The 24,170-nt window shown below is 44.2% G+C and carries 27 protein-coding genes; 19 read left to right on the top strand and 8 right to left on the bottom strand.

Translation table 11 applies throughout. The annotated features are described in order from the left end of the window. Positions 1 to 499: 499 nt before the first annotated feature. From F6J94_RS04160 to F6J94_RS04125, 8 genes are all read left to right on the top strand, one after another. On the top strand, positions 500 to 706 hold the full coding sequence (locus F6J94_RS04160) for a ssl1498 family light-harvesting-like protein (protein WP_365939914.1): 207 nt from the start codon (positions 500 to 502) through the stop codon (positions 704 to 706). Between the two features lie 52 nt (positions 707 to 758). Then, entirely contained in the window at positions 759 to 989 is a 231-nt protein-coding gene (locus F6J94_RS04155) for a hypothetical protein (RefSeq protein ID WP_198954070.1), read from the top strand. An 88-nt stretch (positions 990 to 1,077) separates the two neighbouring features. After that, positions 1,078 to 1,284 (top strand): ssl1498 family light-harvesting-like protein, encoded by a 207-nt coding sequence (locus F6J94_RS04150; RefSeq protein ID WP_070393419.1) that lies wholly within the window; start codon positions 1,078 to 1,080, stop codon positions 1,282 to 1,284. A 52-nt stretch (positions 1,285 to 1,336) separates the two neighbouring features. Beyond that, entirely contained in the window at positions 1,337 to 1,567 is a 231-nt protein-coding gene (locus F6J94_RS04145) for a hypothetical protein (protein WP_198954069.1), read from the top strand. 77 nt (positions 1,568 to 1,644) lie between these two features. After that, positions 1,645 to 1,875: a hypothetical protein gene (locus F6J94_RS04140; RefSeq protein WP_293019005.1), complete on the top strand. Its 231-nt coding sequence runs from the start codon at positions 1,645 to 1,647 to the stop codon at positions 1,873 to 1,875. An 11-nt stretch (positions 1,876 to 1,886) separates the two neighbouring features. Then, positions 1,887 to 2,078, top strand: coding sequence for a DUF2949 domain-containing protein (locus F6J94_RS04135; protein WP_293018949.1), 192 nt, complete (start codon positions 1,887 to 1,889; stop codon positions 2,076 to 2,078). A gap of 433 nt (positions 2,079 to 2,511) precedes the next feature. Beyond that, a complete protein-coding gene (ftsH4, locus tag F6J94_RS04130; protein WP_075906153.1) occupies positions 2,512 to 4,392 on the top strand; it encodes an ATP-dependent zinc metalloprotease FtsH4 in 1,881 nt (626 codons plus the stop codon). Positions 4,393 to 4,497: 105 nt separating this feature from the next. After that, positions 4,498 to 4,845, top strand: coding sequence for a hypothetical protein (locus F6J94_RS04125; RefSeq protein WP_293037145.1), 348 nt, complete (start codon positions 4,498 to 4,500; stop codon positions 4,843 to 4,845). 3 nt (positions 4,846 to 4,848) lie between these two features. Here F6J94_RS04125 and F6J94_RS04120 read toward each other — a convergent pair whose 3' ends face one another. After that, positions 4,849 to 4,989: a hypothetical protein gene (locus F6J94_RS04120; RefSeq protein ID WP_293037142.1), complete on the bottom strand. Its 141-nt coding sequence runs from the start codon at positions 4,987 to 4,989 to the stop codon at positions 4,849 to 4,851. A gap of 656 nt (positions 4,990 to 5,645) precedes the next feature. On the opposite strand from F6J94_RS04120, the gene F6J94_RS04115 reads away from it, so the two are divergent. The 8 genes from F6J94_RS04115 (at position 5,646) to F6J94_RS04080 (ending at position 15,406) form a co-directional block, all read left to right on the top strand. Beyond that, a complete protein-coding gene (locus F6J94_RS04115) occupies positions 5,646 to 5,804 on the top strand; it encodes a hypothetical protein (protein ID WP_293018944.1) in 159 nt (52 codons plus the stop codon). An 803-nt stretch (positions 5,805 to 6,607) separates the two neighbouring features. Beyond that, positions 6,608 to 7,939: a sedoheptulose 7-phosphate cyclase gene (locus F6J94_RS04110; protein WP_293037139.1), complete on the top strand. Its 1,332-nt coding sequence runs from the start codon at positions 6,608 to 6,610 to the stop codon at positions 7,937 to 7,939. 11 nt (positions 7,940 to 7,950) lie between these two features. Then, positions 7,951 to 8,784 carry an O-methyltransferase gene (locus tag F6J94_RS04105; protein WP_293037136.1) on the top strand — a complete coding sequence of 278 codons (834 nt, stop codon included), beginning with the start codon at positions 7,951 to 7,953 and terminating at the stop codon, positions 8,782 to 8,784. Between the two features lie 71 nt (positions 8,785 to 8,855). After that, positions 8,856 to 10,184 carry an ATP-grasp enzyme gene (locus F6J94_RS04100; RefSeq protein WP_293037133.1) on the top strand — a complete coding sequence of 443 codons (1,329 nt, stop codon included), beginning with the start codon at positions 8,856 to 8,858 and terminating at the stop codon, positions 10,182 to 10,184. 51 nt (positions 10,185 to 10,235) lie between these two features. Continuing rightward, positions 10,236 to 11,372 (top strand): NAD(P)-dependent oxidoreductase, encoded by a 1,137-nt coding sequence (locus F6J94_RS04095; RefSeq protein ID WP_293037130.1) that lies wholly within the window; start codon positions 10,236 to 10,238, stop codon positions 11,370 to 11,372. A 400-nt stretch (positions 11,373 to 11,772) separates the two neighbouring features. Further along, positions 11,773 to 12,753 (top strand): DMT family transporter, encoded by a 981-nt coding sequence (locus F6J94_RS04090; protein ID WP_293037127.1) that lies wholly within the window; start codon positions 11,773 to 11,775, stop codon positions 12,751 to 12,753. A 151-nt stretch (positions 12,754 to 12,904) separates the two neighbouring features. Further along, on the top strand, positions 12,905 to 14,314 hold the full coding sequence (locus F6J94_RS04085; protein WP_293037124.1) for a sodium/proline symporter: 1,410 nt from the start codon (positions 12,905 to 12,907) through the stop codon (positions 14,312 to 14,314). Between the two features lie 48 nt (positions 14,315 to 14,362). Beyond that, positions 14,363 to 15,406: a D-alanine--D-alanine ligase gene (locus F6J94_RS04080; RefSeq protein WP_293037121.1), complete on the top strand. Its 1,044-nt coding sequence runs from the start codon at positions 14,363 to 14,365 to the stop codon at positions 15,404 to 15,406. Between the two features lie 513 nt (positions 15,407 to 15,919). Here the strand turns inward: F6J94_RS04080 and F6J94_RS04075 are convergent. Then, positions 15,920 to 16,192, bottom strand: a complete 273-nt coding sequence (locus F6J94_RS04075; RefSeq protein WP_293037119.1) for a hypothetical protein — start codon at positions 16,190 to 16,192, stop codon at positions 15,920 to 15,922. Between the two features lie 484 nt (positions 16,193 to 16,676). Between F6J94_RS04075 and F6J94_RS04070 the strand changes: the two genes are divergently transcribed. Next, positions 16,677 to 17,606, top strand: a complete 930-nt coding sequence (locus F6J94_RS04070) for a hypothetical protein (protein WP_293037117.1) — start codon at positions 16,677 to 16,679, stop codon at positions 17,604 to 17,606. Positions 17,607 to 18,050: 444 nt separating this feature from the next. Here F6J94_RS04070 and F6J94_RS04065 read toward each other — a convergent pair whose 3' ends face one another. Then, the gene (locus tag F6J94_RS04065) at positions 18,051 to 18,746 is read right to left on the bottom strand and encodes a hypothetical protein (RefSeq protein ID WP_293037115.1); all 696 of its coding nucleotides are present in this window, start codon (positions 18,744 to 18,746) and stop codon (positions 18,051 to 18,053) included. A gap of 310 nt (positions 18,747 to 19,056) precedes the next feature. On the opposite strand from F6J94_RS04065, the gene F6J94_RS04060 reads away from it, so the two are divergent. Next, the gene (locus F6J94_RS04060) at positions 19,057 to 19,599 is read left to right on the top strand and encodes a hypothetical protein (RefSeq protein ID WP_293037113.1); all 543 of its coding nucleotides are present in this window, start codon (positions 19,057 to 19,059) and stop codon (positions 19,597 to 19,599) included. A gap of 293 nt (positions 19,600 to 19,892) precedes the next feature. On the opposite strand, the gene F6J94_RS04055 is transcribed toward F6J94_RS04060, so the two are convergent. From F6J94_RS04055 to F6J94_RS04035, 5 genes are all read right to left on the bottom strand, one after another. Further along, the gene (locus tag F6J94_RS04055) at positions 19,893 to 20,990 is read right to left on the bottom strand and encodes an anthranilate phosphoribosyltransferase family protein (RefSeq protein ID WP_293037110.1); all 1,098 of its coding nucleotides are present in this window, start codon (positions 20,988 to 20,990) and stop codon (positions 19,893 to 19,895) included. 30 nt (positions 20,991 to 21,020) lie between these two features. After that, positions 21,021 to 22,016 carry a LysR family transcriptional regulator gene (locus tag F6J94_RS04050; protein WP_293037108.1) on the bottom strand — a complete coding sequence of 332 codons (996 nt, stop codon included), beginning with the start codon at positions 22,014 to 22,016 and terminating at the stop codon, positions 21,021 to 21,023. Positions 22,017 to 22,273: 257 nt separating this feature from the next. Continuing rightward, positions 22,274 to 22,477 carry a hypothetical protein gene (locus tag F6J94_RS04045; protein ID WP_293037106.1) on the bottom strand — a complete coding sequence of 68 codons (204 nt, stop codon included), beginning with the start codon at positions 22,475 to 22,477 and terminating at the stop codon, positions 22,274 to 22,276. Positions 22,478 to 22,569: 92 nt separating this feature from the next. Beyond that, positions 22,570 to 22,731: a hypothetical protein gene (locus F6J94_RS04040; protein WP_293037103.1), complete on the bottom strand. Its 162-nt coding sequence runs from the start codon at positions 22,729 to 22,731 to the stop codon at positions 22,570 to 22,572. Positions 22,732 to 22,774: 43 nt separating this feature from the next. Continuing rightward, on the bottom strand, positions 22,775 to 22,960 hold the full coding sequence (locus F6J94_RS04035) for a hypothetical protein (protein WP_293037100.1): 186 nt from the start codon (positions 22,958 to 22,960) through the stop codon (positions 22,775 to 22,777). 293 nt (positions 22,961 to 23,253) lie between these two features. On the opposite strand from F6J94_RS04035, the gene psbA reads away from it, so the two are divergent. Beyond that, positions 23,254 to 24,170, top strand: a 917-nt coding sequence (gene psbA / locus F6J94_RS04030; protein WP_293037097.1) for a photosystem II q(b) protein, incomplete at its 3' end; no start/stop codon positions are given.

Here is a 24,170-nt window from a genome sequence, read left to right as displayed (position 1 = left end):
ACGTCAGGTGTGGGGTGTAGGGTGACCGGGTGTGGGGTGTGGGGGAGAAGAAAGCGATGCAGTCGCTCCTAAACTCCGAAACGTGAGTCTAGCTTACTTCTGACTTCTGACTTCTGACGCTAAGCGTAGCGCTATAACTCCTCATTATCTAAAGGCTGACTAGGATCGGGCTGGGGGGATGCCATCTATTCCTAAAGATATAGGCCGAAAGTAAGAACTTAAACACTAATACTTAAACCCTTAGACGTAAACACTTAGATTTAAACACTTATAAATAAGGATTATCAGCCATTATTTGGTTTTATAGGCGTAATTAGCAGTAATTACGCCTATTTACTGTTGTTAACTATTCACAACTTAGGCTTTTTACCTTTTTGTCGGGTTTTTACACCTGACTCTATACGGTATGCACTACAAAAAGTATCTGTCAAGATGTTGAAACAAAAAGTTACATAGTGTTATATTTATTTACAGAAAGACGAAAGGAGAAAAAAACCAAATGACTTTCAGCACTAACACCATGACCAAGTCCACTATGTACACCACCGTTGATGAAACTGGAGTGCTCAATAACTACGCCCCTGAAACCGAGATTTACTACGCAGATTTCCCAACACCCGAACAGCAACGTAATTATATTTCCCAAGGTGCTATTGCTAGCTTCTTAGTCAGCTTGTTAATTTTGACCGCCTTCGGTATCAGCTAAACCATTCGTTACTTATTTGACCACTACCTCGTAAAACACAAAGGAGAAAATGATGACTATTGTAATTGCACTGTTAATTGTGGGTTGGACTGCTGCAGCTCTAATTGGTACTCAAGCTTACTTCCGTGGTGAGCAAACCAAACCCATCCATGAGCGCAACTGGCGTAGTGAGTCTTTCAACAAACTGGCCAAATCCGTGACTGGTCAAGAAACTGACTATAGCGATCGCACTCCGGCCTATGCCATGGATGCTTTTGCTAGCAACTCTCTGCCCAATTCCTAATAACAAAGCATTTGACACTTTAATCAAGCAATGCTTTAAGGGTTTGACCCAAACCTCGTAAAACATAGACGAAAGGAGAAAAAACCAAATGACTTTCAGCACTGACACCATTACCAAGTCCACTATGTACACCACCGTTGATGAAACCGGAGTGCTCAACAACTACGCTCCTGAAACCGAGATTTACTACGCAGATTTCCCTTCAGTAGAACAGCAGCGTAATTATATTTCCCAAGGTGCTATAGCTAGCTTGTTAGTCAGCTTGTTAATTTTGACCGCCTTCGGTATCAGCTAAACCATTCGTTACTTATTTGACCACTACCTCGTAAAACACAAAGGAGAAAATGATGACTATTGTAATTTCACTGTTAATTGTTGGTTGGACTGCTGCGGCGCTAATTGGTACTCAAGCTTACTTCCGTGGTGAGCAAACCAAGCCCATCCATGAGCGCAACTGGCGTAGTAAGTCTTTCAACAAACTGGCCAAATCCGTTACTGGTCAAGAAACTGACTATAGCGATCGCACTCCGGCCTATGCCATGGATGCTTTTGCTAGCAACTCTCTGCCCAATTCCTAATCTTGAAGCATTTGACAGATTAAGCAATGCTTTAACGGTTTGACCCAAAGCTTGTAAAAAACACAAAGGAGAAAATGATGACTATTGTAATTGCACTGTTAATTGTTGGTTGGACTGCTGGGGCGCTAATTGGTACTCAAGCTTACTTCCGTGGTGAGCAAACCAAGCCCATCCATGAGCGCAACTGGCGTAGTGAGTCTTTCAACAAACTGGCCAAATCCTTCACTGGTCAAGACACTGACTATAGCGATCGCACTCCGGCCTATGCCATGGATGCTTTTGCTAGCAACTCTCTGCCCAATTCCTAAACCAGAGGTCGATGCAGTATTCAGTGCTCACTAAATTGATTCGCTGGTTACAGGAAGACTTAGAGATTCCTGGGGCTTCCATTGCCCTGGCACTACGCCAGGGCGAACCAAGCCCAACCTTTTTACCCATGATTCTTTGGCAATACGGACTAATTACATTAGATCAATTAGATCAAATCTTTGATTGGTTGGAAGCCGTCTAAGTCTATTTCTGAATAGAAAGCTTTGCCTAGAGTTGACCATATGATCACTCTATGATCAACTCATCTAAATTTTAGAAGCCTTACTAACAAAAGATTGCATAACTAGTAAGCATAAATACTTATATAATCCATCTAAATTTTAGAAGCCTTACTAACAAAAGATTTCACAACTAGTAAGCAAAAATACTTATCGTAGGTATTTCAAAATAAGATGGGAATACCGCTGAGCAAGTAAGTCACGGATTTTAGAGTTAATACCAATTCTCAGGGCTGACACCGCTACACGTCAATTTCATATCCCCATCTCCCCATCTGAATCTGTAGTCCTGCTTTGAACAATTTGTATAACTTTTAACCCTACCCTGGTAGGCTAAGAATGAGGGCTTTCACCCTCTATAAGAAAAAGATTTTAAACAAAGACTACGTTGCATCTATGAGTATTAAAGACAAACCTCAACCCCCTCGATCTCGCCTAATTGGCAATATTCTCTTGTTTTTAGGGGGTTTATTTCTCGTAGCTAACTTATTCTTGCCTGGGTTTTTTGGACCGAAAATCCCTCGGGTACCCTACAGCTTGTTTATTGACCAAGTCCAAGATGGAAAGGTAGCGCGGGTTTATGTTGGGCAAGACCAAATCCAATATCAGCTCAAAGCTGATACTGAACAGCAAGGACAAATTCTGATCACGACCCCAATCTATGACCTAGAGTTACCCCAACGGTTAGAAGATAAAGGAGTAGAATTTGCTGCTGCTCCTCCCCCTAAACGAAGCTGGTTTACCATCGTGCTCAGCTGGGTGATACCTCCACTAATTTTTGTTGGCATTTTGCAGTTTTTTGCAGGGCGTTTTGGTGGTGGTGGACCCCAAGGTGCTTTGTCTATTAGCAAGAGTAAAGCTAAGGTTTATGTGCAAGATGATACCACTAAAGTTACCTTTAATGATGTGGCTGGGGTAGAAGAAGCCAAGACTGAATTACAGGAAATTGTGGATTTTCTTAAAACGCCCCAACGGTTTACTAACATAGGAGCACGAATTCCAAAAGGAGTGCTATTAGTTGGACCTCCTGGAACGGGTAAAACCCTAATGGCTAAAGCAGTAGCTGGGGAAGCTGGTGTACCATTCTTTAGTATTTCTGGATCTGAGTTTGTAGAACTGTTTGTTGGTGCTGGTGCTGCCAGAGTCCGGGATTTATTTGAACAGGCCAAAAAGAAAGCTCCCTGTATTATTTTCATTGATGAGTTGGATGCTATTGGTAAATCCCGTGCTAGTGGTTCTGGTTTTGTTGGTGGGAACGATGAGCGGGAACAAACCCTCAACCAGTTGCTAACGGAAATGGATGGGTTTGCTGCTGGTGATGCTACGGTAATTGTGCTAGCAGCCACTAACCGCCCTGAAACCCTAGATCCAGCTCTGTTACGACCAGGACGATTCGATCGACAAGTGTTAGTAGACCGTCCCGATTTATCCGGTCGCTTGAAAATTCTAGAAATCTATGCTAAGAAAGTGAAGCTGGGGGAAGATGTGGATCTAAAAGCGATCGCAACTCGTACTCCTGGTTTTGCTGGTGCTGACCTTGCTAATCTGGTTAATGAAGCAGCGCTGTTAGCTGCCCGCAACCGCAAAGAAAAAGTAACCCAGGCAGACTTTGCGGAAGCGATTGAGCGAGTAGTGGCTGGTCTAGAGAAGAAAAGCCGGGTACTCAATGACAAAGAGAAAACCATCGTTGCTTACCATGAAGTCGGTCATGCTCTAGTTGGTGCTTTGATGCCTGGTGGAAGTAAAGTCGCTAAAATCTCGATTGTGCCACGGGGGATGGCAGCACTAGGCTACACCTTGCAAATGCCTACAGAAGACCGCTTCTTAATGGACGAGAAAGAACTCCAAGGTCAGATTGCTACCTTACTTGGTGGACGGGCAGCAGAAGAGATTGTGTTTAATAGCATTACCACTGGCGCTTCCAATGACCTCCAACGAGCTACGGATTTAGCGGAGCAGATGGTAACCACCTATGGCATGAGTAAAGTTCTCGGACCGTTAGCTTACCAGAAAGGTCAGCAGTCAAGCTTTCTCGGAGATGGGATGATGAATCCCCGCCGCAATGTCAGCGATGAAACTGCTAAGGCGATTGATGATGAAGTCAAAGAGATTGTCGAAACAGGTCATCAACAAGCATTAGCGATTCTGAACGAGAATCGGGAGTTGCTCGAAACCATTGCTAAAGAAATATTGGACACGGAAGTAATTGAGGGTGACAAATTGCAAGAGCTTTTGAGTAAAGTTAAGTCTGCCGAGCAGGAGCCTGCTGTCGTTTAATCGCAATTTTCAATTGCAAGGATTACAAGGGTTGGGTGCGGAGTTTCCCCGTGCCCAACCCTTTGATTAATCAAGTAATCTGAATGCTTACATAGTATAGTTGTTATGAATGGATTATTTGATATTCTAGAAAAAATCGAAAAATGCCCTGGTATGTATATTGGTCGTCCTTCGGTAACCGATTTATTTATGTTTTTAGTTGGCTATGAATATGCTCGCAGTGAGATGGATATTGAGTTGACTGAAGCAGAAGCCAAATTTTATGAGGAGTTTCAACCTTGGCTACAGGAAAAACTGGGGGTTAAGTCGGTTACGTCATGGGCTAAGTTAATTATGCTTTCTTGTCATGATGAAAAAGTAGGTTTTGAATATTTTTTTCGGTTGTTGGCTGAATTTAAACAAAACCATGGCTTGTTAGCTACAGAATCAAGTTCTGAATTTGTTCGTCAATAATGATTATTGTTGAAGGTCAAAAAAAAGTAGAAACTTGGCACCAGGCATCAGCAGTTTCAGTACCTGCATATAGCCCTTAGCATCAGTAGGGTTCTCGAACCGAGCGAAAACCACTGGTGCCATCGGTGGTAACAACCTCACCATTACCCATGGGTATAGGCGATGGGAAATAATATTAAGTTATCTCCTGTAAAGGGGACCCAGAGCCAGCCTTCCAGCCTGACGAAAACTCTAGGCTGGCTCTTCCCGTGGATTTTATTCTCCACAATTTCAGTTTAGCACAAAAAATTTAATATCATAGCATATTTTTTGAATTTTTGTAAATTTTTTTTTTTGAGGCACTATTTACTAAGTCCCAACTCCCAAAGGACGGTTAATTTATGCCTAATAGATTCCTCTTAGATCAGATTAGAGCAAATTTCTTTCAGCTGCAGGGGATGCTATCTGAAAATCCCCCCAGGGCAAACCCATCTAAATTCTCGAAACCTTAATCAGAATTAATAAGCAAAAATACTTATTTTATTACTCTCATATTCATTAAGTATTTGTAACTAAAATGTGTTTACCCTGAACAAAATTTGGAAAGCGTGAACCACCCCAGTCCCTTTCACCACAGTTAATACAGCTTAAAAAGACAATAAGTTAATGATTTTCGGAGATAATAGGATATAATGATATGTAAATGGCTAAATAAAACTAAATTTGATTAAAAATAAGCGAATAAGCACCTTTGACACCATACTAATTAGTCTGCTTTAATCTACTGACGTGGGTAACGAAATGTTAAGTAGCAAAAATTAGTGTTCAACAAATTTGCCAAAAACCCCGACTATGACCTTTTCTTGATGCAGTTGCTCATCAAGAAAACCCGTAATACCAAGCCGGTAGTCGCTCATGGGGGGGATCCCCAACACCGCGCTACCTCCCTGCATCGCTTGTCGAAAATTATCCCCATCTAGACCACCCGACCATCTCCCTACCTATTTTCTCCAAGCTTGAAACGACCCTACTAGCACAACAGCTGTACCGGTCGCAATCGGGAATTGAGGAGGGTGATGATTACGGGTATGGCTACTGTGAGTGGGGTTAGCCCGAGCAGCAGGTTAGTAGTAATAAATACTTATCTTAATAGGATGGCCGCCTAATGTCAACCACAAGGAATGATGCCCTTCACCCTAGAAGAGACTCGTCCTGACTGCCTGTGTTGCCATCATTCGCAGTGCAGTGCTCCGGTTGTGTTAAACCTTTACCGTGAATTAAGTCTGTTCTTAGAAATACAGTTTTCTAAAAAAATTTGTCGCTACCCCTAGGAAAATTTGTAAATTTTTGTTACAATACTTAAGTAGCGATGCTAAGGTTAAGGTAGTCACTCCTTACAAAGCAAATCTAAAGAAAATATAAAATTAGCGTTGCTCAAGCAGTGCAGCGAGGTAGCGCCTTCATGCGGGGGTTCCCCCACCATGAGTGACTACCGGTACAGCCAAAGGGGTTTTTCCCCCCTCGCGCTTTGCATAAAGACATTCAAGAATGAATTTAGATGGTCTGGTTTTGGTAAATCCCCCGTTGCTTCCCTAATTTTCGGTGAAGTTGAGGCTTTTGTGCCCTGCCCCGGTGCCCTTGCAGTGGTCGAATTAAATTCGCCGCGAGTCGCACCGGCAAATTGGGGGGCTAGGGGGACGGAAATATACCTAGAAATCTGCCTTGCCATGTAAATTCTTTCAGATCGGAACATCCAAACAAGCAATCTCCAAACAACACAATTATGGTTCAAGCTAAACCTAATCCAAAATCACTAAAGCTCTCTCCTTCACACTCAGAGCAGATTATTCAATTCCACCACCCAGAAAAGTACCGCACCTCAGAGTGGTACACCGGTCATGGAGAAATCGCTGCTAGTGGAGACGGTCGCTCTTTTGAAATCTCTGCTACCTATGCGCTAAAGGCAACAGTTAAATTAGTAGACGGAGTTTTCAACCCTGCTAATCCCACTTTGGCGGAGGTTTACAGTCGTCGCGGTCGTTGTGTGGCAATTGTGGATCAGACCGTAGATGAGCTTTACGGAGCCTCAATTCGCCGCTACTTCGAGGAGTATGAAATTCCTCTAAACTTGCAGCCCTGCCGCGCTTGGGAATCTGACAAAACTCCCGAAACCGTCCACCGCTTGCTGAAATTTTTAGGTAAAGATGGCTGCGACGTGTCCCGCAACGAACCCGTACTAGTAGTAGGGGGCGGTGTGCTGAGTGACGTAGCTGGACTTGCCTGCGCCCTGCAGCACCGACGCACTCCTTATATTATGGTCGGAACCACGGTTGTGGCTGCTATTGATGCTGGTCCGTCGCCCCGCACTTGCACCAATGGTGCCCAATTCAAGAACAGCATTGGCTCCTATCATCCTCCAGTAATGACTTTGGTAGACCGCAGTTTCTTCCGTACTTTGGCGACAGGTCACGTCCGCAACGGTATGGCAGAAATTATTAAAATGGCAGTCACCGATGATCCGGTTCTGTTTGAGTTAATGGAACAATACGGTCCGCGCTTAGTAGAAACTCACTTTGCGACCATAAATGGCGATGAGAAACTCGCAGCGATCGCTGATACCATCATCTATCGGGCATTGTTTTCCTACATGAAGCATGAAGGAACAAATATGTTCGAGACTTACCAAGACCGTCCCCACGCTTATGGTCACACCTGGAGTCCTCGCTTTGAACCTGCTGCCAAATTGATGCATGGTCATTCTGTCACTATTGGCATGGCGTTCGGCGCGACTTTAGCTGCAGAAATGGGCTGGGTCAAACCAGAAGAACGCGATCGCATTATCGCTTTGTGTCGCTCTCTGGGTCTGTCTGTTTACCACCCCATCCTAGAAGATATTGACCTGATGCTTGAAGGTCAGAAAAATATGCGGCGCAAGCGGGGAGAAGGGGGTTTGTGGGCTCCATTGCCAACAGGGATTGGTTCCTGTGATTACGCTCAAGAAGTATCGTCAGGATTGCTACAACTAGCCATTGACAAGCATAAGGAATTATGTTCTTCTTTTCCTGATGATGGAAAAGGCACAGAAATGTACCTCAGCGACCTCGGCCTTGAATAAAAGGAGTAAAAATGACTAACCTATTACAAAGTCCCCCAACTCCAAGGCCCGTAACTCCCTTAGGAATTTTAGTGCAACAGCTGGAAGGAATCGTGGAGATGGCCGAACAGGAGAAAGTGCCCGCTTCTCTGATGGCGTCTCTCCAACAAGCACTAGCCCTAGCCGCTGGCATCGATCCTTACCTTGAAGAATGTGCGACTCCAGAGTCTCCTGCCCTAGCGGCCTTAGCCCAGAAAACGGCAAGAGAAGATTGGAGCAAGCTTTTCTCAGATGAAGAAACCGTGCGCCAGTTGGAGCAAGAGATGCTCTCTGGGCATATTGAAGGACAAACCCTCAAGTTGTTTGTCTACATGACTAAGGCAAAGCGCATCCTAGAAGTCGGGATGTTTACTGGATATTCCGCTCTAGCCATGGCAGAAGCCTTGCCTGAAGATGGGGACTTGGTTGCCTGTGAAGTCGATCAATATGTCGCCGACTTTGCCCGTGCTTGCTTTGAAGCATCTCCTCACGGCAGCAAAATTAAAGTGGAAGTCGCTCCAGCTTTGGAAACCCTAGAAAAGTTGGCAGATGCCCAGGAATCCTTCGATTTGGTATTTATTGATGCTGATAAGAAGGAGTATGTCGATTATTTAAAGGTCTTGCTAGACAGGGATGTATTGACTCCTGGTGGCTTTATCTGTGTGGATAATACCCTGCTTCAGGGACAACCTTATTTACCCCCAGAGCAACAGACTGCCAATGGAAGTGCGATCGCTAAATTTAACCAGTTTGTAGCGGATGACCCCCGAGTAGAACAAGTGTTACTACCGTTGCGAGATGGTTTAACTATCATCCGACGCACCTAGATAAATTACGATCAGACAATAAACAAAAGGCAATGAACAGCTCCATTGCCTTGTTCTTCCCCTAGTAAATAATGATTGCTTTACTAAAAAATATCGGCACCTTAACCTTACTGTTAATTGCCTTACCTCTAAATGCCACTCTCGTCTTTATTTCCCTAGTAATCAATTGGATAACTTCCCCATTTCGCAGAGGACGAATACCTGTTGAAGGTTCCAAAAACATCTTGATTACCGGGGGCAAAATGACCAAAGCCCTGCAACTGGCTCGCTCTTTTCATAAGTCTGGGCACAATGTCTTTTTAGTTGAAACTCATAAATATTGGCTATCTGGTCACCGATTTTCTAATGCGGTTAAAGGGTTTTATACCGTGCCAGCACCAGAAAAATATCCCAATGGTTATTCCCAAGCCTTACTAAAAATTGTTCAAAAAGAAAACATTGATGCCTTCATTCCCGTATCTAGCCCAGTAGCGAGCTATTATGATTCTGTCGCTGGAACGTTACTCTCCCCCTACTGCGAAGTCATCCACTTTTCTCCTGACATCACCCAGATGTTAGACGACAAATTTACATTGTGCGAGCAAGCCCGTTGTTTGGGATTATCAGCACCAAAGTCTTTCCTAATTACCGATCCACAACAAATTCTAGATTTTGACTTCAAAGCAGATGGGAGTCGGTATATTCTCAAAAGCATTCAGTATGATTCAGTTTCTCGCTTAGACATGACCAAGTTTCCCTTTGAAGGAATGGAAGATTATGTCAAAAATCTTCCTATTACAAAGGAAAACCCTTGGACAATGCAAGAGTTTATTACCGGTCAGGAGTATTGCACCCACAGTACAGTCCGCAAGGGAAAAATTAGACTTCACTGCTGTTCCCCATCGTCTCCTTTCCAAGTTAATTATCAGCATCTTGATAAGCCTGAGATATATGCATGGGTAGAGAAATTTGTCAAGGAATTAAATTTGACAGGACAAATTTCCTTTGACTTCATTCAAACCGAAGACGGCACCGTCTATCCGATTGAATGTAATCCTCGCACCCATTCTGCTATCACCATGTTTTACAATCATCCAGGATTAGCAGATGCTTACCTAAAAGATAGTGATGAGGAAAATCAAGCACCGATTGTGCCCCGCCCTGACAGTAAGCCAACTTACTGGCTCTATCATGAAATTTGGCGGCTGACTGAGATCAGGTCATGGTCAGCTTTACAAGGGTGGATTCAAAAGATTGTCAAGGGTACAGATGCCATTTTTCAAGTCAACGATCCCCTGCCCTTCTTAACCGTACCCCATTGGCAAATTACTTTACTCTTATTAGAGAATTTACGGAAACTAAAAGGCTGGGTAAGAATTGATTTTAATATTGGTAAATTGGTAGAATTGGGTGGGGATTAAATAGCGTTCGGCTTAAGATTCGCCCTATCAAAAAAGTTAAGCAATCAACATATGTTACCAATTAACAACACTTCGGACAGAGGATATACCCTCAATCATCCCACCATCGGTATCATCGGTTGCGGCAATATTGGAGGGCGACAAGCTGCTAATTTTCTAGCCCATGGCTACTCGGTCTATGTCTACGACATCAATCCAGATGCCATGGCTCAGTTACAGCCCTTAGGTGCGTGTATTGTCCAGAGTTGTGCTGAAGTTGCGACTTATTCGGAAATAATCTTTACCGCCCTACCTACTCCAGCCGATGTCATAACAGCCGTGCTAGAGGGTCCGCAGAACCTCTCTCAAGGATTGCGCTCCGGCAGTGTTTACATAGACCTTACCACCAACTCTCCCAAAACAATACTCAGACTTCATCAAGCCATGGAGCAACTGGGGGTTGAAATGCTAGATGCCCCCTTTAATGATTGCCCTGTAGGTGCCCAAAGCAAAGGGGGTATGGGTTTAGCAATTATGGCCAGTGGCTCAAAAGTAACCTTCGAGCGAGTGCAGCCTATCCTGGAACTTATGGCTGATCGAGTTCTCTACTGTGGAGAGATTACCACGGGGACTAAATGCAAACTCATCCACAACGCAGTGAATGCTGTTGCAGTCCAAGCCGTGAGTGAAGGAATTACTTTAGGTTTAGCCCAAGGCATCCCCTTAGAAATTATCTGGGATGCCCTGCGCTTCGGATCCTTTGGTCAGAATGCTGGGGACATTCACGGTTTACCCCACTATTGGTTTTCCCGGCGCTGTGATGACAGCTCTAAGCACCCAGCCTTTACGGTTAAACTACTCCATAAAGATTTGCGGATTGCTCTAGGCATGGCTAATCAGAGTAATATCTGTGTTAACCACTTAAGCTTGACAGTCAAAGACTATGAAGAAGCAGAGCAACGGGGTTGGTCTAACTACGCTACCACCAAAGTCCGCTGCCTGCAAGAAGAGCGAGCTGGAGTGATCGCTAAAGGTGCTCTACCTGTAATCTCCAGTGACACCCAACAGCAACCCCAGTCTACCCCCACGGGGACAGAGGATTCTGGGATCAAAAAAGGGAGATTCTCTGTGTTTGCTGTGTTAGTCCTAGTGATAGGGAGTAACCTTTTTCAATTAGGATTACAGTGGCTATTGCGCAGCCTAAATTGATAGTAATAATTCTTACATATATCTAAGCTCACCCCGCTGGTAAGGTTTTTTAGCATCTGTAAATGCTAGATATTTTATAGATAATCAAGTCTAGATTAAAGCAAATTTTATTGCCTTTAGACTGTTATTCATCGTTGTTTTAATTTAGTTTGTAACCTGCAATAAAAATACCAATACTGATTAATTTATAGCTAGCATAAACATTAATTTATGACTAAAATTACTATCATAAATAGCATATTTTTTAGGGTTTAGGCTATTAATAAAGTCAACTCAAAATTAATTATATATTTTTAAAAAACTAAACTTTTTTACGGTAAGGGGTATAGATAATTATTATAGTAGTAATTAATTCTGTTGAGGTGCTCATTTTCTGTTTTGAATAATTCTATGAATAAAGATGAATCCTCAAGCAAAATTGCTAGGGCTACAATCCCTATCTCCATTACCAATAGATTCCTTCGCTGCATTACTAGGTAGTCTAATCTGTCTGTCTTTATCACCAATTTTTATCCGTTTGAGTGAACTGGAAATAGGACCAAATGCTACGGCATTTAATCGTTTCTGGATTGCGGCTGTTGCCTTTGGACTACTGAATAGCTGGTTAAATGTGGGTCAGCAACAGCAGGACGCTGAACCTAAACTACAGAAAAACTATCTGGGAGCAGAAAAAAGGCTACTGATTGCCGATGGGCTACTTTTAGCGATGGGTACAATATGTTGGACTTGGTCTTTAACCCAGACCAGCGTTGCTAACTCTAGCATTATCCATAATTTGATTCCCATATTTACTATCTTAGGAGGCTGGCTAGCGTTTGGTCAACTCTTTGACCGTAGGTTTATCGTGGGTATGTTTGTTGCGATCGCAGGAGTTACGTTACTAGAAATCAATGAGCTGTTGTCATTTAGAATAGGCCCACAACTACTAGGGGATTTGGCAGCGTTAGTCTCAGCAATATTTTTTGGGGTACACCCATTAATAGCTGAGCAACTTCGGACTAAATTTAACTCTGTGACGATTATGACTTGGTCTTCAACAACTAGTTGTCTGTTGCTATTACCTGTTACGGTGTTGTTTTCTAAAGAGCAACTTTTTCCGAGTTCCTTAACTGGGTGGTTTTCAGTAATCGCCCTAGCCTTCGTTGGTCAAATGTTGGGTATAGGACTTTGGACTTATTGCCTCAAAAAGATATCTTCAGGGTTTGCTAGCCTAGTTGGCTTGATTGTTCCTGTTTTCAGTGCCCTGGAAGGTTGGGCGATTTTATCAGAACCTCTTACTTTTTTAGCTTTAGTCAGTTTTGTGGTAATCTTAGTGGGAATGTATTTGGCTATTTCTAGCAGATCGGCTATTAAATCTCCCCTTGAATCTACTAATAGTTAAATTTCACTACTGCATCTATCAAAATTTGATATTAGAAACATCGAAGTATTAACATTAAACACTTGTGGTGCCATATAATCAAATGAGCAGAGATTTAGTCAATAGGATTAACCATTCCTAGCAATCGCTCATTAACCCCTAAACAAACCTAATGGCTAAACAAGTTGGGATTGCACTCACGTTTATCATGTTCCTGCTGTTATTTACAGCAGTGGGCATTTACTCGGCAACCCGCAAACAAAATACCACCACCGATTATTTACTGGCTAGTCGCAATGTCAACCCTTGGCTGACAGCACTATCAGCAATGGCAACTGGTCAAAGTGGTTTATTATTCATCGGTCAAGTAGGTTTTGCCTATAAAATAGGCATTTCCTCCCTCTGGCTGACCATTGGTTGGGCAATTGGGGACTATCTTGCTTGGTATTTTATTTTCAAACGGTTGAGACAGCTCTCTGAGGAAACTGCTTCAGATACTGTCTCTTCCTTTCTAAGTCAAAATATGAAAGGCTCCCGTTTGATTGCCATTATCTCTGCTATAATTACTATAGTATTTCTAGGTTCCTACGCCGCAGCCCAACTGGTAGCAGGAAGCAAAGCACTCAATGCTGTGTTCGGATGGAACTATAATTTAGGCATCATTATAGGAGCAGTAATTGTCGTTATCTACTGCTTTTCTGGAGGAATTCGCGCCTCAATTTGGACCGATGCTCTACAAGCAACAATCATGATCGGTTCCTTGTTACTGTTGTTAGTGGTGGCGGTTGCCAGTTGTGGTGGAACCGGGCAACTGTGGCAATCTTTGGCAGGCATTGATCCAGCTTTAATCAACTGGAATTCTTCTCAGCAACCGTGGGGATTTGCGCCTTTCTTTATTGGTTGGATAGTAGCTGGTTTTGGTGTGGTGGGACAACCCCACATTATGGTGCGCGCTATGGCGATTGACTCAGCCGACAACATTGCTTTTGCCAGAAATCTTAAAGCTGCTTTGGGGTTAGTAACCTCGATCTCGGCTATGGGTATTGGCTTAACAGGGCGAGTGCTGATGCCAGATTTGTTGGCTTCCGGGGATCCAGAATTGGCACTTCCTTACCTATCGTTGAAATTGTTACCAGTGGTTTTAGTGGGATTGATGCTCGCTGGGCTGTTTTCTGCCACTATGTCCACAGCAGATTCTCAAATACTCTCTTGTTCAGCTGCCCTAACCCAAGATATTTTTCCGGCTGCAGCTAAATCTTACCAATTCGCAAAAGTAGGAACCCTAACTGTAACAGCAGTAGTTTTGGCGATCGCCCTACTTGGAAATAACAATGTCTTTGCTTTAGTAACTTTTTCTTGGTCGGCTCTGGCTTCAGGTTTGGGTCCTTTATTAATCTTGAGAGTTTGGCAGCGACCAGTCAATCTTACCACAGCGATCGCAATGATGGGAATTGGGATTGCTACAGCTTTGATTTGGAATTTAGGACTTGATTTGTCCAGTGCTATTTATGAAGTGCTTCCAGGTATGGCTGCAGGAATGGCAGTCTATGGAATTGCTCAGTTTTTGAAACATCCTAAATGATTCCGTTTTTAGTTGTTTAGTTTAGTTCTTTATAAGAGGAGATTAGTTATGTCAGTACTTCGCATTCTTCATTTAGTTGGGTCTGCAGACAATGACTTTTACTGCGATTTGTCACGGCTATACGCCCAAGACTGTATTGCCGCAACGGCGAATCCTTCTCTCTACGAATTTCATATTGCCTACATCACCCCCGATCGCCAGTGGCGGTTTCCCTCATCCCTCAGTAAGGAAGACATCGCCGCAGCCAAACCCATGTCCCTCTCTGAGGCTGTAAAGTTCATAACAGCAAAAACTATTGACCTAGTGCTGCCACAAATGTTTTGTATCCCTGGCATGACTGAATACCGTGCCCTATTGGACTTGCTTAATATTCCCTATGTGGGCAATACCCCAGATTTGATGGCACTAACTGCCCATAAAGCCAGAGCTAAGGCGATTGTGGCAGCGGCAGGAGTTAAAGTACCTTTTGGAGAACTACTTCGCCAGGGAGACATTCCCACCATTAAGCCGCCAGTAGTGATCAAACCTGCTAGTTCTGACAATTCTTGCGGGGTAGCTTTAGTCAAAAATGTCGCTGACTATGACGCTGCCCTGAAAACAGCCTTTGAACATTCAGATGAGGTCTTAGTCGAAGAGTACATCGAACTCGGTCGGGAAGTTAGATGTGGAATCGTTGTCAAAGACGGTGAGTTAGTGGGTTTACCCCTGGAAGAGTATCTGGTGAATTCCCATGACCACCCGATTCGGAACTATGAGGATAAACTAAAACGAACAGAAGATGGCAACTTGAGTTTGACTGCTAAGGATGGTGTTAAGGCTTGGATGCTAGACCCTAGTGACCCTGTAACCAAGCCAGTTCAGGAAGTAGCCAAGAGGTGTCATCAGGCGTTGGGCTGTCGCCACTACAGTCTTTTTGACTTCCGTATCGACCCACAAGGGCAACCTTGGTTTCTAGAAGCAGGGTTGTATTGTTCTTTTTCTCCTAAAAGTGTGATTGCTTCTATGGCGAAAGCATCGGGCATATCTGTAAATGAGTTGTTGATGACAGCGATTGATGAAACGTTAATTGATAAGGCTGCGTGTAGGGAATAGGGAACTTCGGATCAGGGAATAGTCTGAGGCGGGGGCGCGGCAGGTGTGGGGAAATGGGGATAATATGGGAAGTGTGGCAGGTGTGGGAGGTGTGGGAGGTGTGGTAAGATGGGGAGTCAGATTAGCAACTAGCTCCCCAAGACAGTGCTGCCTAGGTATTCCCTAGTCCCTAGTCCCTATTCCCTAGTCCCTAGGGCGTGTTTTCAAAGTTTTCCGCAAGATTATGATCCCCCCCAGCCCCCCTTAAAAAAGGGGGGAGCCATAGTCAAAGTCCCCCTTTTTTAAGGGGGACCAACGGGGGATCTCCGAGGCAAGAAGACACACCCTAGTCCCTAGTCCCTATTCCCATTAACCCAGGACGAGGTACCTCAGCCAATTGAGAACTGCTATTATGATTAAGTAACGTTTAAGTTTTCCGTAACAAGAGTGCCACTCCCCAGTTAGCGATCGCATGTAGTCTTGGTCATGGCATCATACCACCATCAGCATAGTTATCTAAATCTAAATTGTTATCTAAATTACTGGCCTCAGCCCATTCCTGATCAGGGTATTTACTTGTGACACACCGATTGAGGTATTATTGATTTGGCGTTGCTGAATCTTAGAATGAATATAAGTAGGGTGGGCATCCTGCCCGCTTGGTAATTGTAACGGGCAAGATGCCCGTGCCACCAAGATGCCCGTGCCACCAAGATGCCCGTGCCACCAAGATGCCCGTGCCACCAAGATGCCCGTGCCACCAAGATGCCCGTGCCACCAAGATGCCCGTGCCACCAAGATGCCCATTCCACAAAACTCTTAAAATCATTCCATTATTAAGCAACGCCAGTGATTTTCCCCTACAGGTGCCCGATCCTAGCTATAGACTTTCCCACTAGGAGCTACCTAGAACAGCCAGCTTAAGCAGGCTTTTTGGCCAATTAGAGCAGTTTCATCTGGAGCAGTTGGGATAAATCAGGTTTTGGCTGCTGATTGCCGCCATTTTGGCTGGAAAAATGGCCTATCTAAGCTAACGTTTATAAAGACTTCACATAAAATTTACAATCTGGTGGGACGATTCATAAGTAATTTACAGAAAATTGCTGATAGACATGGTTAACTTTAGAAGAAGCAAAAAGTGCAGCAGGTACTCAAAGCATGTAGTTTCTCCTAGTCACTGCTTAAACGCCAAGATGCTAACCAGAGTGAAAAAACCGTACCATGCGGAATTTCTCTAACAGCCCTTGAGGTAAATAGTAACACGAGTAGTTTTAACAGTTAACTATACAACATGTCAGGCTCTCCTCTGAATAAATTCCTTTTTAAACCCGTTCTTCTTGCAGCAGCGGTATTGTCAGTACTGTCCTTACCAGTAGCAATTTTTGGCTCACAACCAGTATCCATTCGCATTCAGGGAGAACAGTGGATGGATGGTGAAATTAAGGATCTTGCTCCCCCTTACCTAGGCTTGGTTGGAGCCTTAAGTTTGGGAGTCGGTGTAGCCAGTTTGGCAATTTCAGGGTGGCAACACTCCGCCCATAAATTTTCTCAAACTCAGGACAAAGTTTCCACTCTAGCTGAGGATATCCAGGCAAAAGAAAAAGAATTAGAAGACCTTAAGCTTTCTCTGTCGAGTTTGGAAGCTTCTGGACTCAGTGATTTTATAGATCCGGGAGAAACCCAGAGAACAGTTACAGAAAACCTTCCGGAAAAAGTTACCGACAAAGTTACCGACAAAGTTATAGAAAACCTTCCGGAAAAAGTTACCGACAAAGTTACCGACAAAGTTATAGAAAACCTTCCAGAAAAAGTTACCGACAAAGTTACCGACAAAGTTATAGAAAAGGTTACGGAAACTCAGGATAACAGCATTGAATTCCAGCCAGTCTTTGAAACTATAGTGACTAGCTCGAATTTTGTTGAAGAGCCCTCCATAACAACCCCTACAAGGTCTGTAGAGGATGTAACCCAGAAGTTTGCCTCAGCACAAACGTTTCTAGGTTTTGTGCGCACAAAACCTGTAGTCACCCAACCTATCCAGGTGAGTTCACCAAAACCCGAGCAGCTGGATCAACTCAACACTCAACTTCAAACAATTATGACTCAGATGGCTTCTTTACAATCTGCCCTTGATGGCACACAGAAAAGTCGAGAGATTGAGGTACCTGTAGCCAATCGAGCATCCAAACAACTTGTTAAGTCCTGGTCTGTAAAGGGTTAGGAAGGTTTAAGACAAGTTGTTAGACGATTAGGGTGCATTGTTATCGAACCATAAGCTAAAAAGCATCTACTGGAATTTACTCCAGATAGTTATGTATAGATAGTTTACTGTTGGCAATTCGTCAAAATTGCTGAATTTAGTTGACCATTTTTGCCTTCCAAATTCACAATTATAACCTCAATTTATCCATAGATTAATTTGGGATTAGCTAATTACTGGATTGTTACAATTGATATCACATTGATCCTGTTCACAAAAAGCGCCAACAAAACGCGATCATAGCGCTCATTAAATAAAACTGTTAGGGTATGTCGGTTAAGACCTTGCACAGTGTTGCTGAGTATTATAATTAGTATTATTATTAATATTATTCATGGTTCAGGCTTGATAGTAACCAACCATGAACCATGACCATGAACTATGAACCAAGATAAAGGTTTTGTCTTATCGGAAAAACTCTGACGGCGAGAGTGGAGTATCGCTTTGATTTTTTAAATTGGTTTGTGGGCTAATACTACCACTAACCGATCTTTGGGGTCTAAGTTCTGAGCGGTTTCCCCAGCCACCATTGCGTTCTGCTGCCCTAATGCTAGGTACTGATTTCCTGCCACTAGGTAGCGCTATCGGTAGGGTGTAACTTGCCTTTACGTAAGGTTGACCATCATTATTAAATCGGACGAGGTCACCTTCCATCTCTGGAATCTGCGGCTGTTGCTCTTCAGCCCTTCCTAGGTGACCATAGGGCTCATAGGTAGCTAAGAAAGAGACACTATTATTGGGGCTAACCGAGAATCGTCCTTGTGATTGATTGATTTGCCAAGCTTCCTGAAGGCGACCATCTGGTGCCACCTCCCATAGGTTAAGCCTAGCTTCCCATTGACCCTGCTCGTCTACCTCAACAACTTGGCGATCCAAAATAGAATAGGTGCCTAGGGGGTTAGAACCAAATAAAGGCTGTTGTGTCGGACGCAAATAGCGAATAGCAGCCACAGCAATTTGACTTTGGTTAGGTAGATTACTAGTACCGGATACAGTATACGCACCAGGACGACTGGCCGGTTTCACACTGAGTTCTAACTCAAGGTCAGGGGATTCTTTTGGGGAGCAGCTGACACACAATGCCATTAGCATTAGGATCATAGTCACCTGCTTATTAGAGTAAAGTGAGCGAACTGTTTGACTTAAAAATTGGTAGAATCGCATAAGCATAGGTATAAACAGATTAGATATTCCTTAGGGATAGCTTACAAAGAATGAGTAATTGTAAGATTAGGGGTTGAAAATATCGACTATCATAGCAAGTTGTTAAAAACGACCTAAGTTGATTGGTAGTTAGTGATGGATTTACTACGGAACCCTAATCAACGTCTAACATAATCAATACCTTGATTGTTTATAATTGAGCGTTTATAATTGATTATTTATAAAATTTTATCGACTAAGACTAGTTATGAAGCAGCAAAGTAGGTTTAGACATACATCTTTATTGAAATTTTGTACTACTCAGTTGGCAATCTCTGGCCTAGTAACCCTAGGGATTCCTAATGGTTCTGCCACTGCTGGGAATGGATTTAGTTTGTGTGCCAAAGATCTTAAAGCGGCCAATATAACTTCAGAAATCGCATCACAAGCTTGTTCAGAGGCACTACAACCTGAGGATTTATCTTTATGTGTACTGAAAATTAAGGTACTGACCTCATTAGTAGGCCAAAAAGCCTTAGGTGCTTGTACACGAGTCCGACGACCTTTGGAATTGGCTAGCTGTGTGGTTGATATTGACAATCAGATTGAAAACATAAATGCTAACTCAGTGCTGGATCACTGTCGTCGTAGCCTCCTGCCAGAGCAATTTTCTGAATGTGTTATTGGCTTGAATAGTGCCAATGTCGCTAGCCCTGACAAGGCTCTAAACACTTGTATTTCTGTTGATCAATATCCCTCCGAATTGTCTCCGACCTTTGCGCCACCTCCGGCAAGAACGTCGGTTCAGTAATTTGGTTGAGTATTGTAAGCATATGCGCTACGCGCACGCTGCGCGAACAGCACTCAGCAGTCAGCAGTCAGCTTTATGGCACAGGCCACAAGCCCTGTGACAACACTGCAGCATTATTCCAATGCTTACCGATTTTATTCAAAAGCTGTTCGGTGTAGCTTGCCCTATGCTCATAAGCACATCAAGTACCGTGGCACAGGCTTCTAGCCTGTGACTGATTAGCTGTTCGCGTAGCGTGCGCGTAGCGCATTAGCTGATAGCTGATAGCTGATAGCTGAATACTTACCTTCTATTTATTTAACCTTGTGTAAGTAATCAACAATTTCGTTAAATTTTTGAGCCACATTACCACTGGTGAATAAATCTTCAGCCTTGGCCAGACCTGCTCTAAAATCTGGGCAAACACCACAACGCCACAGATAAAACCCACCATTCCAGATAGCGGCTGGCATCAATGGGTTGGATTTACCCTTTAGGATTTCCTGGTAGTGTGCCAGCAGTGTAGTGGTTGACTCAAACGGTAACTCCTTGCCAGCCAAACCGTATTCACTCGGATGGAGTAGCAAACGCTCAAACCCTTGACTGGCTGATGCTTGACTAATGGCTATGATGGCAGTGCGATCGCGTGGGAGGTCACAGCTACCCTCTAAGCCTTTGACAAAGGTAAAATTCTTGACCAGACGCAGCTGAGATGTCTGTCTAAATAGGATTTCTGTAGGTGGATGAACATACCCGGCAACATGATGAGTCTCTCCTCTATAGGCAGACCACAGGAGTTCCATGGTTGCTATCGGTGGACGTTTACCGATTTGGTCGCGGTAGGAAACTAACTGATCAGCTTGGGGAAAATGCTGGGGTAAATAGATAAATCCTAAGCCAGTTGTCTCCAATACTTGTTGCACCTGGGGCATAGAAAGTTGGGAGAAATCCATTCCCAATCCCTGCCAAATCTCAATCAAGGGGACTCCATACTTAGTGGGCATACAATCTCCCCCATGCATGACCACAGGTACCCCAGCAGTAGCTAAGACTAAGGCGGTCAGGGGTGTGACTGGTGCAGTACGGTTTCGTCCATCATAGGGTGTTCCTAACACTGTAATCCCCAGGGATGGAGAAGAAGAAAGTGACCGAGAGGCATCTTGCCCATGGTTGATGTCCCAGGGGTGTAACCTTGGTCCAAGTTGGTCATAAGCATCCAACATTCCTGCCAGTTCTTCACTGGTCGGTCGTTTGATGCGGTGGGCAATCATAAATGCTCCAATTTGCGCTGGTGTAGCCTCTTGTGTCAACATGAGGCGGGTTGCAGTGGTGGCTTCCTCACGAGTTAAGGCTTTCCCAGTGTGTACACCACTGCCCACTTTCTTTAATAATTCCCTGAAGGCATTACTCATTGGCGATTAGTCCAAAGCTGGAAACAGTGATCAAGCTTGAGCAAGGGCTGGCAGCTGGAGGTTCCAAGCCTGAACTGTTGGCATGTCCAGCTGACGCACCAGTTGACAAAAATGCTGAATTGGTGGAATGTCTAAGCGATCGCGAGTCGTGACTAAGACCACTTGACGAGTCCACTTGGAATCCAAGGCCGAGAGGTTACCAACTAGTTTGTTGGAGCTAGCCACGGATTCTGGTAGTTTTTCTAGGGTACGCACAGCCAGAGTAGAGTCTTCCTGTACATTGATCAGGGCTGATTTGGGCAATAGGGCAATCAATTCTCCTTGGCGCACTACTCCTTGGAATGCTTCTAGGGTATTTAACTCCATAACTGCCCGCAAATTAGCCCCTAGGCGGGAAAACTGCTGTTGTACTAAACGTTGCATCCCGTAGCCACTTTTAAAGACTGCTTGTGGGTATTTAATCAGTTCTGACCAGGGCACTGGTTGATAGTTGACTAAGGGATGGTCTGATGCCATCAGGACTTCGATGGGCTCTTCGTAGAGTACCTCAACTACCATCTCTGAACTAGTGGTCAAAAAGCGATTGTTCATCACAATTGCTACATCCACTAGACCATCTCGCAGTACCTTCAAAGAGCGATCGCTTCCGAGGGCCGTCACTCGTAACTGCACTTGAGGATAGGCCTGACAAAATTGCCTTAAGATCGGTGGCAAGTAGTGAGCGCAGACTGATTGGATTGCCGCTACACACAATTCTGGCTGCTTCCCTGCGATCAAATCTGCTAATTCTTGGGTAGCAGTTTGCCACTCTTGACAGATTTTACGAGCACGGGGTAACAGCTGTTCCCCTGCAAGAGTCAACTTGGCGTGAGCAGTGCGATGAAACAGTGGCATACCCAGATAGCTTTCCAGAGACTGAATTTGTCTACTGATAGTCGATTGTGTTACGCCGCATTTTTGTGCCGCTTGTCCAAAATTACCTGTCTGGGTGACTGCCAGAAATGCCTGCAACTGCTCAATCCGCATGATTTGTTTAAGGTGTATGAGGTTTCATCATAATTAATTGAACATAGTAGATTTTTTGAGGAACTTCGGTAGAATTTGATACATTGACGCTTTCCGATTTAACTAGATCCATAACTCAACTAATGTAATCTAATAAACCTAAGTACACCAATTTCAAATGGGACAGTTACGGTGAAAGGAGAACAGGGCGCTTTGGATCCGTCAACAATCCAGGATGTTAAGAAAGTATAAATAAATAGATCAATATATAGCAGTTCTCAATTGGGTGAGTTACTTTCGTTCTGGGTTTTAGGGAGTCGGGAGTCGGGAGTTGGGAATCGGGAGATAGGTAAATGGGCATAGGTGGAGTGGTAAAAAATCCTGTGTACCTGATCAGTATGAGAATTGCGAACGCGCCCCGCGTGACCAAACGCGATGGACTTCGTCCCGCTTTGCTGCGAAGCGCGTGGCCTTTTGGCCAAGGTCAATCGCGAAGCGGTTCCAAAGGAACATCGCGTTTCCTAGTCTACTGACCTACACCAAAATTTTGGCGTTGCTTAATAATGGAATGATTTTAAGAGTGATTAGGTGCGCGCCTCCTAGGCCGGGGAACCCGGCCTAGGAGGCGCGCACCTGTGGAATAGGCATCAGGCGTGGAACTGGCATCTTGTGTAGAACTGGCATCTTGTGTAGAACTGGCATCTTGGTAGAACTGGCATCTTGGTAGAACTGGCATCTTGCCAGTTTCAATATATTTTGGGGCGGGCAGGATGCCCACTCTACGAATATTCATTCAAAGATGTCGCACCTGTGGAATAGGCATCAGGCGTGGAACTGGCATCTTGTGTAGAACTGGCATCTTGTGTAGAACTGGCATCTTGTGTAGAACTGGCATCAGGCGTGGAACTGGCATCTTGTGTAGAACTGGCATCTTGGTAGAACTGGCATCTTGGTAGAACTGGCATCTTGCCAGTTTCAATATATTTTGGGGCGGGCAGGATGCCCACTCTACGAATATTCATTCAAAGATTCAGCAACGCCAAAATTTTCTCAACCACTCCTTTACCACAATAACAATATAAAGTCAATACTTACGTAATATAAGTCTTACTTATTTACATTATTTAATAACCTGAGGTGAAATTACTCGAAAAACCCTTTACAAAAATAAATATATTGCTTAATATAAATACATGAAGGCGCACACAAGCCGGACGAACCTCGAAAAGTTCATATTCATACCCGTAATCATAAGAACATGACTACTGTATTACAGCAGAGCAACACCTCTGTGTGGTCTCAGTTCTGCAATTGGGTCACCTCCACCAACAACCGCCTCTATGTAGGTTGGTTTGGTGTATTAATGATCCCAACCCTGCTAGCTGCTACCACCTGCTTCATCATTGCATTCATCGCTGCTCCTCCTGTGGACATCGATGGTATCCGCGAGCCCGTTGCTGGCTCCCTGATGTATGGCAACAACATCATCTCTGGTGCTGTTGTTCCTTCTTCTAACGCCATTGGCTTACACTTCTACCCAATCTGGGAAGCTGCTTCCTTAGATGAGTGGCTCTACAACGGTGGTCCTTACCAGTTGGTAGTGTTCCACTTCCTGATTGGTGTATTCGCCTACATGGGTCGTGAGTGGGAACTGAGCTACCGCTTAGGTATGCGTCCTTGGATCTGCGTAGCTTACAGCGCACCGGTTGCAGCTGCTAGCGCCGTATTCTTGATCTACCCAATCGGACAAGGTTCTTTCTCCGATGGTATGCCTCTAGGTATCAGCGGAACCTTCAACTTCATGTTCGTGTTCCAAGCTGAGCACAACATCCTGATGCACCCCTTCCACATGCTAGGTGTAGCCGGTGTATTCGGTGGTTCCTTGTTCAGTGCAATGCACGGTTCTTTGGTAACCTCCTCCTTAGTACGTGAGACTACTGAAACTGAGTCTCAGAACTATGGTTACAAGTTCGGTCAAGAGGAAGAAACTTACAACATCGTTGCAGCTCACGGCTACTTCGGTCGTTTAATCTTCCAATACGCTTCCTTCAACAACAGCCGTTCCTTGCACTTCTTCTTGGGTGCATGGCCTGTAATCGGCATCTGGTTTACTGCACTGGGCATCAGCACCATGGCATTTAACCTGAATGGCTTCAACTTCAACCAGAGCATCAT

Origin of the sequence: Moorena sp. SIO1F2 (assembly GCF_010672755.1) — a bacterium.
Lineage (GTDB): Bacteria > Cyanobacteriota > Cyanobacteriia > Cyanobacteriales > Coleofasciculaceae > Moorena.
Note: the sequence above shows the minus strand (reverse complement) of the source record. Positions and strands in the feature narration are given on the sequence as shown.

What these genes read in the sequence shown, in the direction of transcription:
- F6J94_RS04160 (WP_365939914.1), top strand. Translation starts at nt 500, where the DNA reads ATGACTTTCAGCACTAACACCATGACCAAGTCCACTATGTACACCACC.
- F6J94_RS04155 (WP_198954070.1), top strand. Translation starts at nt 759, where the DNA reads ATGACTATTGTAATTGCACTGTTAATTGTGGGTTGGACTGCTGCAGCT.
- F6J94_RS04150 (WP_070393419.1), top strand. Translation starts at nt 1,078, where the DNA reads ATGACTTTCAGCACTGACACCATTACCAAGTCCACTATGTACACCACC.
- F6J94_RS04145 (WP_198954069.1), top strand. Translation starts at nt 1,337, where the DNA reads ATGACTATTGTAATTTCACTGTTAATTGTTGGTTGGACTGCTGCGGCG.
- F6J94_RS04140 (WP_293019005.1), top strand. Translation starts at nt 1,645, where the DNA reads ATGACTATTGTAATTGCACTGTTAATTGTTGGTTGGACTGCTGGGGCG.
- F6J94_RS04135 (WP_293018949.1), top strand. Translation starts at nt 1,887, where the DNA reads ATGCAGTATTCAGTGCTCACTAAATTGATTCGCTGGTTACAGGAAGAC.
- ftsH4 (WP_075906153.1), top strand. Translation starts at nt 2,512, where the DNA reads ATGAGTATTAAAGACAAACCTCAACCCCCTCGATCTCGCCTAATTGGC.
- F6J94_RS04125 (WP_293037145.1), top strand. Translation starts at nt 4,498, where the DNA reads ATGAATGGATTATTTGATATTCTAGAAAAAATCGAAAAATGCCCTGGT.
- F6J94_RS04120 (WP_293037142.1), bottom strand. Translation starts at nt 4,989, where the DNA reads ATGGTGAGGTTGTTACCACCGATGGCACCAGTGGTTTTCGCTCGGTTC.
- F6J94_RS04110 (WP_293037139.1), top strand. Translation starts at nt 6,608, where the DNA reads ATGGTTCAAGCTAAACCTAATCCAAAATCACTAAAGCTCTCTCCTTCA.
- F6J94_RS04105 (WP_293037136.1), top strand. Translation starts at nt 7,951, where the DNA reads ATGACTAACCTATTACAAAGTCCCCCAACTCCAAGGCCCGTAACTCCC.
- F6J94_RS04100 (WP_293037133.1), top strand. Translation starts at nt 8,856, where the DNA reads ATGATTGCTTTACTAAAAAATATCGGCACCTTAACCTTACTGTTAATT.
- F6J94_RS04095 (WP_293037130.1), top strand. Translation starts at nt 10,236, where the DNA reads ATGTTACCAATTAACAACACTTCGGACAGAGGATATACCCTCAATCAT.
- F6J94_RS04090 (WP_293037127.1), top strand. Translation starts at nt 11,773, where the DNA reads ATGAATCCTCAAGCAAAATTGCTAGGGCTACAATCCCTATCTCCATTA.
- F6J94_RS04085 (WP_293037124.1), top strand. Translation starts at nt 12,905, where the DNA reads ATGGCTAAACAAGTTGGGATTGCACTCACGTTTATCATGTTCCTGCTG.
- F6J94_RS04080 (WP_293037121.1), top strand. Translation starts at nt 14,363, where the DNA reads ATGTCAGTACTTCGCATTCTTCATTTAGTTGGGTCTGCAGACAATGAC.
- F6J94_RS04075 (WP_293037119.1), bottom strand. Translation starts at nt 16,192, where the DNA reads ATGGGCATCTTGGTGGCACGGGCATCTTGGTGGCACGGGCATCTTGGT.
- F6J94_RS04070 (WP_293037117.1), top strand. Translation starts at nt 16,677, where the DNA reads ATGTCAGGCTCTCCTCTGAATAAATTCCTTTTTAAACCCGTTCTTCTT.
- F6J94_RS04065 (WP_293037115.1), bottom strand. Translation starts at nt 18,746, where the DNA reads ATGATCCTAATGCTAATGGCATTGTGTGTCAGCTGCTCCCCAAAAGAA.
- F6J94_RS04060 (WP_293037113.1), top strand. Translation starts at nt 19,057, where the DNA reads ATGAAGCAGCAAAGTAGGTTTAGACATACATCTTTATTGAAATTTTGT.
- F6J94_RS04055 (WP_293037110.1), bottom strand. Translation starts at nt 20,990, where the DNA reads ATGAGTAATGCCTTCAGGGAATTATTAAAGAAAGTGGGCAGTGGTGTA.
- F6J94_RS04050 (WP_293037108.1), bottom strand. Translation starts at nt 22,016, where the DNA reads ATGCGGATTGAGCAGTTGCAGGCATTTCTGGCAGTCACCCAGACAGGT.
- F6J94_RS04040 (WP_293037103.1), bottom strand. Translation starts at nt 22,731, where the DNA reads ATGCCAGTTCTACCAAGATGCCAGTTCTACCAAGATGCCAGTTCTACA.
- F6J94_RS04035 (WP_293037100.1), bottom strand. Translation starts at nt 22,960, where the DNA reads ATGCCAGTTCTACCAAGATGCCAGTTCTACCAAGATGCCAGTTCTACA.